This is a genomic window from Rhizobacter sp. P5_A1 (assembly GCF_056400745.1).
In genome coordinates this window covers 87,108-103,627 of sequence record NZ_JBFUKR010000006.1, presented here as the reverse complement: position 1 = coordinate 103,627, position 16,520 = coordinate 87,108, and the positions used below count along the sequence as shown (strand labels likewise).

Sequence of the window (16,520 nt, the reverse complement as noted above, 5' to 3'; positions counted from 1 at the left end):
AGTTAGCGCCAGCGCCAGGCGCGCGCCAGCGCGGCGCGTGCCGCGGCATCCTGCGGAAACTGCGCGTTCGACCACACCCGATAGCGGCGCACGACGACGAACGCGGTCGAGAGCAGCAGGCCGGCGAGTGTCGCGGCGAGCGCGATCAGCGTGACCGAGGGCTTGGACTTGCGGTCCGGCGGCTGCGCGATGTCGACCTGCTGCAGCGTCGGACCTTCCTTGGCCTCGTCGAGCTTCGCCGCTTCGAACTGGCGGATCATCGCCTCGAGCAGCGTTTCCTGCAGCTTCAGTTCGCGGCGCGCGCGCACGTATTCGATGCCGGCCTCCGGCAGCTTGCCGACCGGCATGTCGACCGCGCTGCCCTCGCTGCCGCCCTGGCGCGACTCCATCCGCGCGAGTTCGGCGCGCATCGCGCGCAGCTCGGAATTCAGCCGTATCACGTCGGGGTTCTGCTCGGTCGCCGAGGTGCGCAGGACCTTCAGCTGCACCTCACGCTCGGCGATCAGTGCACGCAGCTGGGCCGCGCCGGTGATCAGCGCCTCGGCCTGCTTGTCGAGCACGATCACGCCCGATTTCTCCTGCACGGCGCGCAGGTTCTGCTCGGCCTTGATCAGGTTCTCCTTGGTCTCGTTCAGCTGCGTCGAGAAGAAGACGCGGCGCAGCTGCGCCTCCGAGACCGCGAGCCGGCCGAGCACCTTCGTGATCTCGGCGGCGTGCGCGTTGGCCAGGTCGGCGGCGAACTTCGGATCGCGGTCGTCGACGTCGACGCTGATCACGCCGCTCTTCTTGTCGGAGCTGACGTGGATGTAGTTCGGCATCACCTTGCGCAGCGTCTCGTAGTTCGTGACCTCGTAGCGCGTCTTCAGGTCGAAGCGATCAGCGAGCGCGCGCTGCACGCTGTCGCTCTTCAGCAGTGCGACGTACAGCTCGTCGGGCGTCTTCGCGCCCAGGCCGCCGGCCAGCCCGCCGAGCGAGCCGAGCGCTGCGAGCGCCGCGGCTGAACTGCTCGGCTGCTGCGAGCCCGGCGCGAGCATCGTCGCGCGCGCGGTGAAGGTCTTCGGGATCAGGAAGCCGATGCCGATCGACGCGACCGCGGCGATCACCGTGACGGCGGCGATCAGGCGCTTGCCCTCGCCGATCCAGGTCAGCGCCTCGGTCAGGCCGACGCTCGGGCCCTCGTCGTCGAGGTCGTCGAGGACCGGGCTGGCGGCGGGTTGCAAATCATCGCTCTTCATCGGATGGCCTGCGTCAAAGCGAGTGGATCGCGGCGATGCCGATGCCGAACCCGGTGAAGATCTGCGCGAAGTCCTTCAGGTTGCGCACGAATGCGCGGCCCCAGGTCTCGAAGTCGAGCTGGTTCGGCACGATCAGCGCGTCGCCCGGCTGCATGACCTGCGACTCGAGGCTGTTGCGCCCGAAGAAACTGCGGTTGTCGCCGGCGTGGCTGACGGTGCCGTCGGCGCGCAGGATGAACATGTTCGCGGGTTCGGCAGCCTCGTCGGCGCCGGCCAGCCGCAGGTACTCGCCGGCCGTGCGGCCCGGCTTCCACAGGAACGCGTTGCTGTTGACGACCGCGCCGGCGACCGTGACGAAGCCCGGCCGCGGCGGCACGATGATGCGGTCGCCGGCCTCCAGCGGCACCGCCGGCAGCGCCGCCAGCGTCGTCGCTTCGGGCTGCAGCTCGAGCGCGATGCGGCCGTTCGGCTGCACGTTGCGCAGCCGCGCCAGCTGCGCCTGCGTCGCGGCATTGCTGACCGCGACCGTCGAGGCGGCGGCGGTCGCATCGTCGCGCCGGTTCGCGGCGTCGCGCGCGGCCTGCACGGTCGACAGCGCCTCCAGCCGCGCGATCGCGGCGGTCAGGTTCTCGCGCTGGCGCTGGCGCGTTTCTTCGCGGCTGAACTCCAGTCCGTACAGATAGGCCTGCGCGGTGAAGCCACCGGCGCGCGCGATCACGCTTTGCAGCGTGTCGCCGGGCAGCAGCTGGTACACGCCCGGCGAGGCGACTTCGCCTTCGAGCGAGACGAGCCGCGTCTGGCGCGAGACCGGCACGCGGATGTCCTTCTGGCTGTAGACCGTGACGACGTCGCCGGCCATCAGCTCGATGTTGTTCGCCTCGTCGCCCTGCAGCACGGCCTTGCCGAGGTTGAACGGGATCACCTGCGTCGTCAGGTCATGCGCGTTCAGGCGCTCGATCACCGCGTAGTCCCAATTCAGCTCGTCGAACAGCGCGGTCGGAGCGCGCTTCGATGCGGCGACGGCAGCGCGGTCCTGGCTGCGGCGCTGGCGCTCGCCGCGGGTCATCGAGCTCGAGCCGGCGTTCTGGTCGTTGCCGGCGCCCTGGCGCATGCCGAACGCGGCGTTGGCGTTGTTGAAGTTCGCGTTGTTGCTGCTGTTGTCGAGGTTGCCGCGGTTCGTGCCGTTGTTGAAGTTCGCGTTGGCGTTGTTGGCGTTGTTGGCGTTGTTCGCGTTGCTGAAGTTGTTGTTGTTCGTGTTCGCGCCGCCATCGCGACCCGCGTCGCGACGCCACAGGTCCTCGTCGTCGTCGAGCACCTGCACGAGCAGGTTCTTGCGGCGATAGAAGTCGGGCGAGATCAGCGCGTCGCGGTCGGGGATCAGGTCGCGGATGCGCATGCCGGGCTTGAACGGGTAGCGCAGCGGCTGCGCGACATGGCCGCGCAAGGTCACGGCGTTCGCGAACTGCGGCGAGATCGCCAGCAAGGTCAGCACGTCGCCGTCGCGCAGCGGTTTCTGCAGGCCGGCGCCGTCGAGCTTGAACTCCTCGACGAAGCGCGCCGCCTTCTGCGTCGTGTCGACGCGCTCGAGCTGCGCGCGGTTCGGGTTCGCGAGCAGCGGCGTGCCGCCGGCGTAGCGCAGCAGCTCGCGCACCGGCTCCTGCGGTGACTTCAGCTCGAAGATGGCCGGCGTGTCGAGCGCACCGGTCAGCGCGACGCGCGCGCCGGCTGGCTGGAACACGACCACGTCACCGGCTGCGAGCTGGACGTCCTTCGACTTGTCGCCCTGCACGAGGAACTCGTAGATGTCGAGCTCGGAGATGATCTTGCCGTCGCGCCGCAACAGCACCTTGCGCATCGAGCCGTGCGGCGCCGGGCCGCCGGCCATCACGACGGCCGACAGCATCGTCGACTGGCTCGCCAGCGTGAACACGCCGGGGCGCTGCGCCGGGCCGACGACGAAGACCTTGACGCCGCGCAGCTGCCCGAGCGACACGCTGAGTTCGAAATTCGTGTACAGGCGCCCGATCTGCGCGCGCAGGTGGCGCTCGAGCTCCGAGGCCTTCACGCCCGAGACGTTGAAGCTGCCGATCTTCGGCAGATTCAGCAGGCCGTTGCGGTCGACGGTGCTGCGGTAGTCGACATCGATCGAGCCCCAGGCGCGCAGCACGATCTCGTCGCCGGGGCCGACCGTGTAGTCGGCCGAGACCGGCACATTGTCGACCGGCGCGTAGGTGCTGGCGGCCTCGGTGAAGAAGCTGCTGCCGAACAGCGGCAGCAGGCGACCGGTGGCGACCTCGACGAACTTCTGGAACTCGCTCGGCTTCGGCGGCGCCAGCTCGGGGCGGCGCATGTTGTCGAGCGTGTTGTCGAAGTCCTGCGTGCGCGAGCGGTTCGACGCTCCGGGGACGTTCGCGTTCTGGATCGAGCGCATTCGCATCGCATCGAAATTGTTCGACTGCGCATTGCCCTGGCCGCCGGGGCGCTGCTGGGTGCCGGTCGCGGGCGGGTAGCCGGGCGTGCTGAAGGTGTTGCTGTCGGTCGTCTCGTCGGCAGCGATCGCCGCGGGCGTCGAGACTGCGAGAGAAAACGCAAGAGACAGCGCCAGACCGGATCCGGTCATCAGGCGGGCGGCGCAGCGGAAGCGGGAATCTGTCATCGGGTCTCGTCGTCGGCCACGGAGAATCGTTATCGGGCGCAGGCCGGTGCACGAGACAGCCCGCGCGACACGCAGCGGCGGGGCTGGTTTCGCTCCCGGCGCGCGGCACGTTGCTGGCCGCAAGATCGGCCAGCGCGCGAGTTTAGCGGAAGCGATCCGCCGTCCGGCGGCAACCGGCGACGCCCCGAAACGCGAAGGGCCCGCGCCATCGTGTGGCACAGGCCCCGCGGCGTGTCCTCAGAGCGCGGCTTACTCTTTTCGGTAGTTGTCGTGGCAGGCCTTGCAGCTCTTGCCGGTTTCGCCGACCGCGGCCTTGATCGCGTCGAGGTTGCCGCCCTTCGCGGCGACGTTCAGCTTGAGCATCTCGTCCTGCATCTTGGAGGCGGCGGCGTTGAACTTGTCCATCTCGGTCCAGATCTTGGCCTCGGCGCGGGTCTCGCCCTTGTCGGTGCCGGGCGCGAAGCCGGCGTAGGGCAGCTTCGACATCATCGTGGCGATCTCGGCGTTGTCGGCCGCGGCCTTGGGGTCGAACGGGATGCGGCCATTGGCCATCGCGGCGACCCGGCCGAAGTGCGCGGCCATCACGTTGAACGCGGCCTTGCGGTACTTGACCGCGTCTTCGGGCTTGGCGAACTGCGCCGCGGCAGGCAGAGCGATCGCGGTGCCGAGCAGCGCGGCGCCGGTCATCAGCAGTGTCGGGACGAAGCGTTTCATGCAGTTTCTCCTGGCCTGAAAAGAAGATGGGTTGGGGATGCGCGCGCCGCCGTGGAACCTGCGGCGCCGGCGAGTGTACGCACGCGCCGGCCGATAAATTCCGATCTGCGGAGAAGTCCGTTGCACGCAACGGCTCGGCGATTGGAGTTATCTTCCGGTGCAAGGCAACCGGATCCCAGGGCAATGAACGAACAGCAGCAGACGACGGTGCGCGTGTGGGACCTGCCGACGCGCGCCTTCCACTGGGCGCTGGCGGGCTGCGTGACTGCGTCGATCGCGAGCGCCTGGATCGGCGGCAACGCGATGGTCTGGCACTTCCGCATCGGCTATGCGGTGTTCACGCTGCTCGCGTTCCGGGTCCTGTGGGGGCTGGTCGGCGGGCACTGGTCGCGCTTCGCCAGCTTCGTGTTCGCGCCGGCGAGCGTCTGGCGCTATCTGCGTGGCGCGAGCCGGCCGCACGAGCACCACGAGGTCGGCCACAGCCCGCTCGGCGCGTTCGCTGTGTTCGGTGTACTGGCGCTGCTCGCGCTGCAGGTCGGCACCGGGCTGTTCGCGGACGACGAGATCGCCAACAGCGGGCCGCTCGTCACCCTGGTCTCGGGCGACCGCAGCCTGGCGATGACGCATTGGCACAAGGGCTACGGCCAGTGGCTGATCCTCGCGATGATCACGCTGCACCTCGCGGCGATCGCGTACTACCTGCTCGCCAAGCAGCGCAACCTGGTCCGGCCGATGCTGACCGGCGACAAGCAGCTCGTCGCGCCGGCCCCGCACGCGATCGACAACGCGCGCTCGCGCGCGCTGGCGGCGCTGCTGCTCGCGCTGTGCGCCGGCGCGGTCGGCTGGGTCGTCAGCCTGGGGCGCTGAAGCGACGTTGGGATGACCGCCGCCGAAGCCACCGCGCCGCCCGAGATCACGCTCGTGCGTGTCGAGTCGCTCGAGCTGATCGAGCAGGCCCGCGAGCTGCTGCGCGAGTACGCGGCCAGCCTCGCGATCGACCTGTGCTTCCAGAACTTCGAGGCCGAACTCGCCTCGCTGCCGGGCGAGTACGCGCCGCCGTCGGGGCAGCTGCTGCTCGCGTTCGTCGACAGCGCGCTGGCCGGCTGCGGCGGGCTGCGCGCACTGAACGATGTCGACTACGCCAACGCCTGCGAGATGAAGCGCCTGTATGTGCGTCCGGCCCTCCGGCGCTTCGGCCTGGGTCGCGTGCTGGCCGAAGCGCTGCTCGACGAGGCGCGCCGCGCCGGCTACTCGGTGATGCTGCTCGACACGCTGGACGAGATGGAGTCGGCGCGCGGCCTCTACGCGACGCTCGGCTTCGAGGAGATCGCGCCGTACTATTTCAACCCGATCCCCGGCGCGCACTACCTGAAGGCCGAGCTCGATTGATGCGCGGCCGACCGGCGTAGGATCGGCCGCAGATCTCAACGCGCCGGGAGGGCCATGACTGGATCAGCCAAGCCATCGTTTGAATTGCATGCGGGTGCGCTGCGCCTGGCGCTGCGGCCCGATCTCGGCGGCTGCATCGCCGGGTTCTGGTACCGCGACACGCCGATCCTGCGCTCGACCGAGCCGGGGCTTCTCGAGGCTTCGCGCCCGTCGGCCTGCTACCCGCTGCTGCCGTATTCCAATCGCCTCGCGTACCGCAAGTTCCGCTGGAAGGGCCGCGACTACACGACGCGGCCGAACTTCGACGCCAGCCCGCATTCGGTCCACGGCATCGGCTGGCAACGGCCCTGGGAGATCGTCTCGAGCAGCGTGCTCGAGCTCGTGACCCGGCTCGTGCACGCGGGCGATGCCGACTGGCCGTTCCCGTTCGAGGCGACCCAGTACTTCACGCTGACGCCCGATTCGATGAGCCTGCAGATCGTGTTCACGAACACCGCCGAGATCGCGCAACCGGTCGGCCTCGGTTGGCACCCGTATTTCACGAAGCGTGCGCGCAGCCGGCTGCACATCGAGCTCGCGGGTCGTTGGGATGCCGACGCCGCCGAGCTGCCGGTGCGCAAGGTCGCGCAGCCCGGCATCGACAGCGATGTCTCGCACCTGGCGTTCGACAACTGCTTCGATGGCTGGAAGGGCCCGGCGCGCATCCGCGACGAGAAGTTCTCGCTGCAGCTGAGCTCGTCGCTCGACCACCTGGTCGTCTTCACGCCGCAGCAACGCGACTACTTCTGCGTCGAGCCGGTCAGCCATGTCTCGAACGCGATCCACATGGCCGACCCGGCCGCCCACGGGCTGCGCAGCGTCGCGCCCGGCGAGAGCCTCGAAGCGACGATGAAGCTCGAGGTGGCGGTGCTCTGATGGTGCGTGGCGACGAGGTGCGGGTGGCCGTCGCATCGGCCGCGCTGCTCGGCGAATCGCCGGTCTGGCATTCGCGCGAGCAGGCGCTTTACTACGCCGACATCCCCGGTCACAAGCTGCAGCGCTTCGACCCGAAAAGTGGCGAGTTGCGACACTGGGAGTTCGACACCGATGTCGCGAGCCTCGCACCGCGGATGGACGGCACGCTGCTGCTCGCGATGCGCGACGGTCTGTGGCGCTTCGATCCTTCGAGCGGCGAGCGGGCTCGCGTCGCTGCGCCCGATTACGACCCCGCGCTCGAGCGCTTCAACGACGGCAAGTGCGATCCGCAAGGGCGCTTCTGGGTCGGCACGATCTACGAACCGCGCGACCCGGCGCTCGCATCGCTGAACTGCTGGGAGCACGGCAAGTTGACGCGTCGACTCGCCGGCGTCACGGTGCTGAACGGCCTGGCGTGGAGCCCGAACGGCCGCACGATGCACTGGAGCGACACCAAGGCGCACACGATCTACGCCGCCGATTTCGATCCGGCCAGTGGCGGCCTGAGTCGCCAGCGCGTGTTCGCGAGCTTTCCGCCGAAACAGCCGGGCCAGGCGCTCGACACCTACGGCGGCCGGCCCGACGGCGCCGCGATGGATGCCGAGGGTTGCTACTGGGTCGCGATGTTCGAAGGCCAGCGTCTGCTGCGCCTGTCGCCCGACGGCGTGGTCGTGCGCGAGGTCGTGCTGCCGGTGCGCTGTCCGACGATGCCCTGCTTCGGCGGCCCGGACCTGCGCACGCTCTACATCACGAGCTCGCGCGAGAAGCGCCCGCCGACCGAGCTCATCGAGCAACCGTACGCCGGTTGCGTGCTCGCGCTCGAGGTCGACGTGCCGGGCCTGCCGGTGAACTTCGCGGCCTGAGTTCCTGCCCGTGCGCGCCGGACCCGCGGTGCGCGGTGTGGCGCCAAGTCCGCGCGTGGCGCTCGGGTGTCCGGAGCCCTGGTACTTTCCCCATATAATTCCGAGGCTTTGCTGCAAGCGCGGGTTGTCACACCACGGTGGATTCGATGAGTTCGACGACAAAGGGTGGTGCAACAGGCGGTGCGACACGCAAACCGCCGGATCCGTCCGGCGCAGACCGTGACAGCAGGGTGCAGGATGAGGGGCAGGACGAAGGCTCAAAGCCTTGGTCTCGAGCAGAAGCCGAGGCCTGGAGAAGAAGAAACCCGTCGTCGTCGCCGTGGCGGGTCGTTGCGGCGCAGGCCGTGGCGGGGCTCGTGTGCGCTGCCGTGGTGTGGGCAATCACGCGGCGCTTCGATGCGGCCTGGTCGGCACTGTACGGTGCGGCGGCCGTCGTCCTCCCGAGTGCCTTGCTGGCGCGCGGGATGACACGCGGAATGCGAAACCCGGTGGCTGCGGCCGCGGGCTTCATGTTCTGGGAGATGCTGAAGATCGGGGTCGCGGTCGCGATGTTGGCGATTGCGGTGAGGGTGGTGCCGAATCTGAGTTGGCCGGCGTTGCTGGTGACGATGGTCGTGTGCATCAAGGTCAATTGGGTCGCGCTGCTGTGGCGCGGCCGACGTTCGGACAACAAGGCGTAGCAACAAGATGGCAGCTGAAGGCGCGGCGGCGAATGCCCCAACCGCTGGTGAATACATCATTCACCACCTGACCCACCTGCAGAACCAGCATCAGCATGGTCCGGCCGATTTCTCCATCATCAACTGGGATTCGGCCTTCTTCACGATCGTGATCGGCGCGCTCGGTTGCTGGCTGCTCTGGCTGGCCGCGCGCAAGTCGACCTCGGGCGTGCCGGGGCGCTTCCAGGCCGCCGTCGAGATGCTGGTCGAGCTGGTCGACAGCCAGGCCAAGGGCATCGTGCACAACGCCACCAGCCGCAAGCTGGTCGCGCCGCTGGCGCTGACGGTGTTCGTGTGGATCTTCCTGCTCAACGCGATGGATCTGCTGCCGGTCGATCTGCTGCCCTGGATCGGCGAGCACGTGTTCGGCCTCGAGCACCTGCGCGTCGTGCCGACCGCCGACCTGTCGATCACGATGGGCCTGTCGATCGGCGTGCTGCTCGTCTGCCTGATCTACAACGTCAAGATCAAGGGCGCAGGCGGCTGGCTGCACGAGATGCTGGCCGCGCCGTTCGGCGACAAGTGGTTCCTGTACCCGGTCAACTTCGCATTCCAGATCATCGAGTTCGTCGCGAAGACCGTCTCGCACGGCATGCGGCTGTTCGGCAACATGTACGCCGGCGAGCTGATCTTCATGCTGATCGCGTTGATGGGCGGTGCGTTCGCGCTCTCGGCGACCGGCATCCTGCTGACCATCGGTCACATCGTCGCGGGCACCGTGTGGGCGATCTTCCACATCCTGATCATCACGCTGCAAGCCTTCGTGTTCATGATGCTGACGCTGGTGTATGTCGGCCAGGCGCACGACAGCCACTGAGCCCCGCGACCCTCCCACGCTCTCTCACGCATTTCTCCGCGGCATCTCATCCTCGAGATTCACTTTTCCTTTTCAACTAGCAAACCTCAACTGGAGTCACCATGGAAGTCATTAGCTTTGTTGCCCTCGCCGCTGGCCTGATCATTGGTCTGGGTGCCGTCGGCGCCTGTATCGGCATCGGCATCATGGGCAGCAAGTACCTCGAGTCGGCCGCGCGCCAGCCCGAACTGATGAACGAGCTGCAGACCAAGATGTTCCTGCTGGCCGGCCTGATCGACGCGGCATTCATCATCGGCACCGGTATCGCGCTGTGGTTCGCCACCGCCAACCCGTTCCTGGCCCAGATCGCCAACCTGCCGAAGTAAGCGCATTCGTCGCCGGGTTGCCCGGCGAACCGGAATCCCCCTTTCTTCCTACAGAGGCAAGAACGTGAGCATCAACGCAACGCTGATCGTGCAAATGATCGTGTTCCTGATCCTCGTCGGCTTCACGATGAAATTCGTGTGGCCGCCGATCGTCAAGGCACTCGACGAGCGCGCGAAGAAGATCGCCGACGGCTTGTCGGCCGCCGACAAGGCCAAGGCCGAGTTGAGCAACGCGAACAAGCGCGTCGAAGAGCAGCTGCAGTCGGCCCGCAAGGACGCGACGCAACGCCTGGCCGATGCCGAGCGCCTCGCGCAGTCGATGGTCGAAGAGGCCAAGGGCCGCGCCCTTGAGGAGGGCGCGAAGATCATCGCGTCGGCGAAGGCCGAGGCCGAGCAGGAGTCGATCAAGGCGCGCGAAACGCTGCGCGACCAGGTCGCCGCGCTGGCCGTCAAGGGCGCCGAGCAGATCCTGCGCAAGGAAGTGAACCCGCAGGTTCATGCCGCGCTGCTGGCGCAACTCAAGACCGAGCTCTGACCCCATGGCCGAGCTCGCCACCCTTGCCCGGCCGTATGCCGAAGCGCTGTTCCAGGTCGCCGAAAAGGGCGATCTGAAGCAGGCCAGCATCGAGCTCGAGGCGCTCGCATCCGTTGCCGCGAATCCGCAGCTGCGCCAGTTCGCCGATGCGCCGAAGTCGGGCGCCGCGCAGGTGTTCGACGTGATCACCTCGGTGGCCAATCGGCCGCTGAGCGACGCCTCGAAAAACCTGCTGCGCACCGTGATCGACAACGGCCGCTTGAGCGTGCTGCCCGAGATCGCCGCGCAGTTCCACGCGCTGGTCGGCGAGCGCTCGGGCGTGTCGGACGCCACCGTCTACAGCGCGTTCCCGATCGAGCCGGCCGCGCTGGACGATGTCGTCGCCGCGCTGGAGTCGCGCTTCAAGCGCAAGCTCAACGCCAGCGTGCAGCTGCAGCCCGATCTGATCGGCGGCATCCGTGTCGTCGTCGGCGACGAAGTGCTCGACACCTCGGTGAAGGCACGCCTCGAACAAATGAAGGCGGCGCTCACGGCTTGACGCCCTGAGTTTCGTCCACCGGACCTCCTTGAACTGGAGACAGTCATGAACCTGAACCCCGCAGAAATTTCCGAACTGATCAAGAGCCGCATCGAGGGTCTCGGCGCGGCGACCGACATTCGCAACCAGGGCACCGTCGTGTCGGTGACCGACGGCATCTGCCGTGTGCACGGCCTGTCGGACGTGATGCAGGGCGAAATGCTCGAATTCGCGCCGGCCCCCGATGGCTCGCCGACCTTCGGCCTCGCGCTGAACCTGGAGCGCGACTCGGTCGGCGCGGTGATTCTGGGCGAGTACGAACACATCTCCGAAGGCGACACGGTCAAGTGCACCGGCCGCATTCTCGAAGTGCCGGTCGGCCCCGAGCTGAAGGGCCGCGTCGTCAATGCGCTCGGCCAGCCGATCGACGGCAAGGGCCCGGTCGGCGCGAAGATGTCGATGCCGATCGAGAAGATCGCGCCGGGCGTGATCGCGCGCAAGTCGGTCGACCAGCCGATGCAGACCGGCCTGAAGTCGATCGACTCGATGGTGCCGATCGGCCGCGGCCAGCGCGAGCTGATCATCGGCGACCGCCAGACCGGCAAGACCGCGGTGGCGATCGACGCGATCATCAACCAGAAGGGTCAGAGCATGACCTGCATCTACGTCGCGATCGGCCAGAAGGCCTCGTCGGTGAAGAACGTGGTGCGCGCGCTCGAAGCCCACGGCGCGATGGAGTACACGATCGTCGTCGCCGCGACCGCCGCCGAATCGGCCGCGATGCAATACGTCTCGGCCTACTCGGGCTGCACGATGGGCGAGTATTTCCGCGACCGCGGCGAAGACGCGCTGATCGTCTACGACGACCTGTCGAAGCAGGCCGTGGCCTATCGCCAGGTCTCGCTGCTGCTGCGCCGCCCGCCGGGCCGCGAAGCGTACCCGGGCGACGTGTTCTACCTGCACTCGCGCCTGCTCGAGCGTGCGGCGCGCGTGAATGCCGACTATGTCGAGGCCTTCACGAAGGGCGAGGTCAAGGGCAAGACCGGTTCGCTGACCGCGCTGCCGATCATCGAAACCCAGGCCGGCGACGTTTCCGCGTTCGTGCCGACCAACGTGATCTCGATCACCGACGGCCAGATCTTCCTCGAGACCTCGCTGTTCAACGCCGGCATCCGCCCGGCGATCAACGCCGGCATCTCGGTGTCGCGTGTCGGCTCGTCGGCGCAGACCAAGATCATCAAGGGCCAGTCCGGCGGTATCCGTACCGACCTCGCGCAGTACCGCGAGCTCGCGGCGTTCGCGCAGTTCGCCTCCGACCTCGACGAGGCGACGCGCAAGCAGCTCGACCGCGGCGCGCGCGTGACCGAACTGCTGAAGCAGAACCAGTACTCGCCGCAATCGATCAGCCTGATGGGCGCGACCCTGTTCGCGGTCAACAAGGGCTTCATGGACGACGTCGACGTGAAGAAGATCCTCGCGTTCGAGCACGGCCTGCACACGCACCTGAAGACCAGCCATGCCGCGATGCTGAAGAAGATCGAAGACAGCAAGGCCCTGGACAAGGATGCCGAAGCCGAGTTGAGCGGCGCGATCGCCGCGTTCAAGAAGTCTTTCGCCTGAAATGACGGCCCCCACGTCACTTCGTTCCTGCCCCCCGAGGGGGCGCTCGGCCGCCTTGGGGCGGCCCGGCGCCGGCCTCGGCCGCGCGGCCTAACAAGGAGCCAATAGATGGCAGCAGGCAAAGAGATACGCGGCAAGATCAAGAGCTTCGAGAACACGAAGAAGATCACCAAGGCCATGGAGATGGTCTCGGTCGCGAAGATGCGCAAGGCGCAGGAACGCATGCGCGCGGCGCGCCCGTACGCCGAGAAGATTCGCAGCCTCGCGGCCAATCTGTCGACCGCGACGCCCGAGTACAAGCACCCGTTCATGGTCAAGAACGAAGCCGCCAAGACGGCGGGCTTCATCCTGGTCACGACCGACAAGGGCCTGTGCGGCGGTCTCAACACCAACGTGCTGCGCGCGGTCACGAACAAGCTGAAGGAAGTCGAAACCTCCGGCCAGACGAGCGAAGCGGTGGCGATCGGCAACAAGGGCCTCGGCTTCCTGAACCGCATCGGCGCGAAGGTCGTTTCGCACGCGACACACCTCGGCGACAAGCCGACGCTCGAGAAGCTGATCGGCCCGGTCAAGGTGCTGCTCGACGCGTACGCCGCGGGCAAGCTCTCGGCCGTCTACCTGTGCTACACGCGCTTCATCAACACGATCAAGCAGGAACCGGTGGTCGTGCAACTGCTGCCGCTGTCGAGCGAGAGCATGGTCGCGCAAGTCCGTGAAGCCGAGCGGGCCGCCGAGGGCCCGGCGCATGGCTGGGACTACATCTACGAGCCCGATGCCGCGACCGTGATCGACGAGCTGCTGGTGCGCTACACCGAAGCCCTCGTGTTCCAGGCGCTGGCCGAGAACATGGCCTCGGAGCACTCGGCGCGCATGGTCGCGATGAAGGCCGCGACCGACAACGCCGGCAACCTGATCGCCGAGCTGAAGCTGATCTACAACCGCACGCGGCAGGCGGCGATCACCAAAGAACTGTCTGAAATCGTTGCGGGCGCCGCAGCGGTTTGAGTGAACAAGATTTGAGTCAAAGGAAAAATCATGGCTGACGTGCAAATGCAATCTCAAGCGCAGGGCAAGATCGTCCAGTGCATCGGCGCGGTGGTGGACGTCGAGTTCCCCCGCGACCAGATGCCCCGCGTCTACGACGCGCTGCAGATGGACGGCGGCGCGCTGACGCTCGAAGTGCAGCAGCTGCTCGGCGACGGCGTCGTGCGCACGATCGCGCTGGGTTCCTCCGACGGCCTGCGCCGCGGACTGATGGTCTCCAATACCGGCCTGCCGATCTCGGTGCCGGTCGGCCGCGCGACGCTCGGCCGCATCATGGACGTGCTCGGTCGCCCGATCGACGAGCGCGGCGAAGTGAGCCAGGAGCTCACGATGCCGATCCACCGCAAGCCGCCGTCGTACGACGAGCTGAGCCCGTCGCAGGATCTGCTCGAGACCGGCATCAAGGTCATCGACCTGATCTGCCCGTTCGCCAAGGGCGGCAAGGTCGGCCTGTTCGGCGGCGCCGGCGTCGGCAAGACCGTCAACATGATGGAGCTGATCAACAACATCGCGAAGGCGCACAGCGGCCTGTCGGTGTTCGCCGGCGTCGGCGAGCGCACCCGCGAGGGCAACGACTTCTATCACGAGATGGCCGACTCCAAGGTCGTGCGCCTGGACGACCTGCCCGAGTCGAAGGTCGCGATGGTCTACGGCCAGATGAACGAGCCGCCGGGCAACCGCCTGCGCGTCGCGCTGACCGGCCTGACGATCGCCGAGTCGTTCCGCGACGAGGGCAAGGACGTTCTCTTCTTCGTCGACAACATCTACCGCTACACGCTGGCCGGCACCGAGGTTTCGGCGCTGCTCGGGCGCATGCCGTCGGCGGTCGGCTACCAGCCGACGCTGGCCGAGGAAATGGGCCGCCTGCAGGAGCGCATCACGTCGACCAAGGTCGGGTCGATCACGTCGATCCAGGCTGTCTATGTGCCGGCGGACGACCTGACCGACCCGTCGCCGGCGACGACCTTCGCCCACCTCGACTCGACCGTCGTGCTGTCGCGCGACATCGCCTCGCTCGGCATCTACCCGGCCGTCGACCCGCTCGACAGCACATCGCGCCAGCTCGACCCGAACGTCGTCGGCGAAGACCACTACAACACCGCCCGCGCGGTGCAGGGCACGCTGCAGCGCTACAAGGAACTGCGCGACATCATCGCGGTGCTCGGCATGGACGAGCTCTCGCCCGAAGACAAGCTGGCCGTGGCGCGCGCGCGCAAGATCCAGCGTTTCCTGTCGCAGCCGTTCCACGTCGCCGAGGTCTTCACCGGTTCACCGGGCAAGTACGTGCCGCTGAAGGAAACCATCCGCGGCTTCAAGATGATCGTCGCCGGCGAATGCGATTCGCTGCCCGAGCAGGCCTTCTACATGGTCGGCACGATCGACGAGGCGATCGAGAAATCCAAGAAGGTCGCCTGACCTTCCCGATGATCGTCTGAGCTCACAAAGGACCCCCTGATGGCCACCCTGCACGTAAGCGTCGTCTCGGCCGAAGGCAGCATCTTCGAGGGCGAAGCGAAGTTCGTCGCGCTGCCCGGCGAGGCCGGCGAACTCGGCATCCTGCCGCGCCACACGCCGCTGATCACGCGCATCAAGCCGGGCGCGGTGCGCATCGAGCGCGCCGACCCGGAAGGCGAGGAAGAGTTCGTGTTCGTCGCCGGCGGCATTCTCGAAGTGCAGCCGGGCACCGTCACCGTGCTCGCCGACACCGCGATCCGCGGCAAGGACCTCGACGAGGCGAAGGCGAACGAGGCCAAGCGCCTGGCCGAAGACGCGATGAAGAACGCGAAGAGCGACATTGACTTCGCAAAGGCGCAAGGCGAGTTCGCGGCGATGGCGGCGCAGATCGCAGCGATCCGAAAATTTCGCGGCAAGTAAACGGCGCCGCTAGACGGCGCCGGCGCAGCCCTGCCCGGGCCCCGGACCCGCCGACATTCCAAGAGCCGCCCGGCACCCGCCCGGCGGCTTTTTCAATGGCAGAGGCGGATGCCGCGCCGATCGCCAGCCGCGCAAACCCGGGGCCGACGCTCGCTCGTCGGCACGCCCGGTTCGTCAGCGGCCCATCAACCCGCCGCGCGCCCGACGCCGAACGCCCACGCGAGCGCCGAGAAGCTCGCGAACGCGAGAATGGTCGAGGCCATGATGATGCGCGTCACGCGGCCGTTGTCGGCGCCGTAGCGCTCGGCGAGCACCGAGACATTGCTGGCGCTCGGCAGCGCCGCGACCAGCGTCAGCACCATCAGCCCGAAGCGCGGCACCGGCGCGCCGAGCGCCGCGGCGGCCGTGCCCAGGCCGAACACCAGCGCCGGGTGCAGCACCAGCTTCAGCAGCGCCACCGGCAGGTAGTGCGCGAGCGGCGTGCGCGAGTGCGCGTGGCGCCCGGCGCGCGAGAGCACCGAGCCGATCGTGAACAGCGCGACCGGCGTCGCCGAATCGCCGAGCATGCGCACGACCTGCCCGAGCGGGCCCGGCAGCTCGCGGTCGAAGGCCGCGAACAGCGCGCCGATCACGATCGCCCACGGCAGCGGGTTGGTCATCGCACCGCGCAGCGAGCGCAGCGCCGCGGCCAGCACGCCGCGATCGCTGTCGCCCGAGCGCTGCGCGCTGGCCTGCGCGAGCGCCAGGCACAAGGTGCTCGTGAGGATCAGGTCGACGAGGATCGCGCCGATCACCGGGCCGGCGGCGTTGTCGCCGAGCAGCGCCACGAGCAGCGGCACGCCCATGAAGCCGGAGTTCGGGAACGCCGCGACCAGCGCGCCGAACGACGCGTCCTTCAGGTCGACGCCGTCGCGTTGCCCGCCGCGCCGCCAGGTCAGCGCGATCGTCACCGCGATCATCGCGAGCGCGCACACGGTGTAGATGCCGAGCAGCTGCGGATCGAACAGACGGCCGAACGGCAGGCTCGCGCCGAAGCGGAACAGCAGGCACGGCAGCGCGAAGAACAGCACGTAGACGTTGAGCCCGGGGATCGCCTCCTCCGGCAGGACCTGGCGCTGTGCGGCTGCGTAGCCGAGCAGCACCAGCGCGAAGAACGGGATCGTGACGGTCAGGATGGATTGCATGGGCTGCGAGTATCGCAAGCGCCCGTGGCGTCA

General features: G+C 67.9%; 17 protein-coding genes. 13 read left to right on the top strand and 4 right to left on the bottom strand.

The genetic code is table 11. The features are described from left to right. Window positions 1-2 precede the first annotated feature (2 nt). From AC1DTW_RS08525 to AC1DTW_RS08515, 3 genes are all read right to left on the bottom strand, one after another. Window positions 3-1,235, bottom strand: a complete 1,233-nt coding sequence (locus AC1DTW_RS08525; protein ID WP_477980605.1) for a Wzz/FepE/Etk N-terminal domain-containing protein — start codon at window positions 1,233-1,235, stop codon at window positions 3-5. A gap of 13 nt (window positions 1,236-1,248) precedes the next feature. Beyond that, the gene (locus AC1DTW_RS08520; RefSeq protein WP_477980604.1) at window positions 1,249-3,891 is read right to left on the bottom strand and encodes a polysaccharide biosynthesis/export family protein; all 2,643 of its coding nucleotides are present in this window, start codon (window positions 3,889-3,891) and stop codon (window positions 1,249-1,251) included. A 249-nt stretch (window positions 3,892-4,140) separates the two neighbouring features. Next, entirely contained in the window at window positions 4,141-4,605 is a 465-nt protein-coding gene (locus tag AC1DTW_RS08515; RefSeq protein ID WP_477980603.1) for a c-type cytochrome, read from the bottom strand. A 183-nt stretch (window positions 4,606-4,788) separates the two neighbouring features. On the opposite strand from AC1DTW_RS08515, the gene AC1DTW_RS08510 reads away from it, so the two are divergent. From AC1DTW_RS08510 to AC1DTW_RS08450, 13 genes are all read left to right on the top strand, one after another. Continuing rightward, a complete protein-coding gene (locus AC1DTW_RS08510) occupies window positions 4,789-5,472 on the top strand; it encodes a cytochrome b/b6 domain-containing protein (protein ID WP_477980602.1) in 684 nt (227 codons plus the stop codon). A 12-nt stretch (window positions 5,473-5,484) separates the two neighbouring features. Beyond that, window positions 5,485-5,994 carry a GNAT family N-acetyltransferase gene (locus AC1DTW_RS08505; RefSeq protein WP_477980601.1) on the top strand — a complete coding sequence of 170 codons (510 nt, stop codon included), beginning with the start codon at window positions 5,485-5,487 and terminating at the stop codon, window positions 5,992-5,994. A 54-nt stretch (window positions 5,995-6,048) separates the two neighbouring features. After that, window positions 6,049-6,909 carry an aldose 1-epimerase gene (locus AC1DTW_RS08500; protein ID WP_477980600.1) on the top strand — a complete coding sequence of 287 codons (861 nt, stop codon included), beginning with the start codon at window positions 6,049-6,051 and terminating at the stop codon, window positions 6,907-6,909. Then, window positions 6,909-7,811: an SMP-30/gluconolactonase/LRE family protein gene (locus AC1DTW_RS08495; RefSeq protein WP_477980599.1), complete on the top strand. Its 903-nt coding sequence runs from the start codon at window positions 6,909-6,911 to the stop codon at window positions 7,809-7,811. The genes AC1DTW_RS08500 and AC1DTW_RS08495 overlap by 1 nt, the downstream gene beginning before the upstream one ends. Before the next feature lie 146 nt (window positions 7,812-7,957). Continuing rightward, complete coding sequence (locus tag AC1DTW_RS08490; RefSeq protein WP_477980598.1) at window positions 7,958-8,491, top strand: ATP synthase subunit I; 534 nt, start codon at window positions 7,958-7,960, stop codon at window positions 8,489-8,491. A 7-nt stretch (window positions 8,492-8,498) separates the two neighbouring features. Beyond that, complete coding sequence (atpB, locus tag AC1DTW_RS08485; RefSeq protein ID WP_477980597.1) at window positions 8,499-9,347, top strand: F0F1 ATP synthase subunit A; 849 nt, start codon at window positions 8,499-8,501, stop codon at window positions 9,345-9,347. Window positions 9,348-9,448: 101 nt separating this feature from the next. After that, window positions 9,449-9,712 (top strand): F0F1 ATP synthase subunit C, encoded by a 264-nt coding sequence (gene atpE, locus AC1DTW_RS08480; protein WP_047487532.1) that lies wholly within the window; start codon window positions 9,449-9,451, stop codon window positions 9,710-9,712. A 64-nt stretch (window positions 9,713-9,776) separates the two neighbouring features. Further along, window positions 9,777-10,247 carry a F0F1 ATP synthase subunit B gene (locus AC1DTW_RS08475; RefSeq protein WP_477980596.1) on the top strand — a complete coding sequence of 157 codons (471 nt, stop codon included), beginning with the start codon at window positions 9,777-9,779 and terminating at the stop codon, window positions 10,245-10,247. Window positions 10,248-10,251: 4 nt separating this feature from the next. Continuing rightward, window positions 10,252-10,785, top strand: a complete 534-nt coding sequence (locus AC1DTW_RS08470; RefSeq protein WP_477980595.1) for a F0F1 ATP synthase subunit delta — start codon at window positions 10,252-10,254, stop codon at window positions 10,783-10,785. A 45-nt stretch (window positions 10,786-10,830) separates the two neighbouring features. Continuing rightward, on the top strand, window positions 10,831-12,384 hold the full coding sequence (gene atpA, locus AC1DTW_RS08465) for a F0F1 ATP synthase subunit alpha (protein WP_477980594.1): 1,554 nt from the start codon (window positions 10,831-10,833) through the stop codon (window positions 12,382-12,384). A 108-nt stretch (window positions 12,385-12,492) separates the two neighbouring features. After that, window positions 12,493-13,389, top strand: a complete 897-nt coding sequence (gene atpG, locus AC1DTW_RS08460) for a F0F1 ATP synthase subunit gamma (protein ID WP_477980593.1) — start codon at window positions 12,493-12,495, stop codon at window positions 13,387-13,389. Between the two features lie 30 nt (window positions 13,390-13,419). Beyond that, the gene (gene atpD / locus AC1DTW_RS08455) at window positions 13,420-14,844 is read left to right on the top strand and encodes a F0F1 ATP synthase subunit beta (protein ID WP_477980592.1); all 1,425 of its coding nucleotides are present in this window, start codon (window positions 13,420-13,422) and stop codon (window positions 14,842-14,844) included. Between the two features lie 39 nt (window positions 14,845-14,883). Further along, window positions 14,884-15,303: a F0F1 ATP synthase subunit epsilon gene (locus AC1DTW_RS08450; protein ID WP_477980591.1), complete on the top strand. Its 420-nt coding sequence runs from the start codon at window positions 14,884-14,886 to the stop codon at window positions 15,301-15,303. Window positions 15,304-15,488: 185 nt separating this feature from the next. On the opposite strand, the gene AC1DTW_RS08445 is transcribed toward AC1DTW_RS08450, so the two are convergent. Continuing rightward, window positions 15,489-16,487: an AEC family transporter gene (locus AC1DTW_RS08445; protein ID WP_477980590.1), complete on the bottom strand. Its 999-nt coding sequence runs from the start codon at window positions 16,485-16,487 to the stop codon at window positions 15,489-15,491. Window positions 16,488-16,520: the final 33 nt, after the last annotated feature.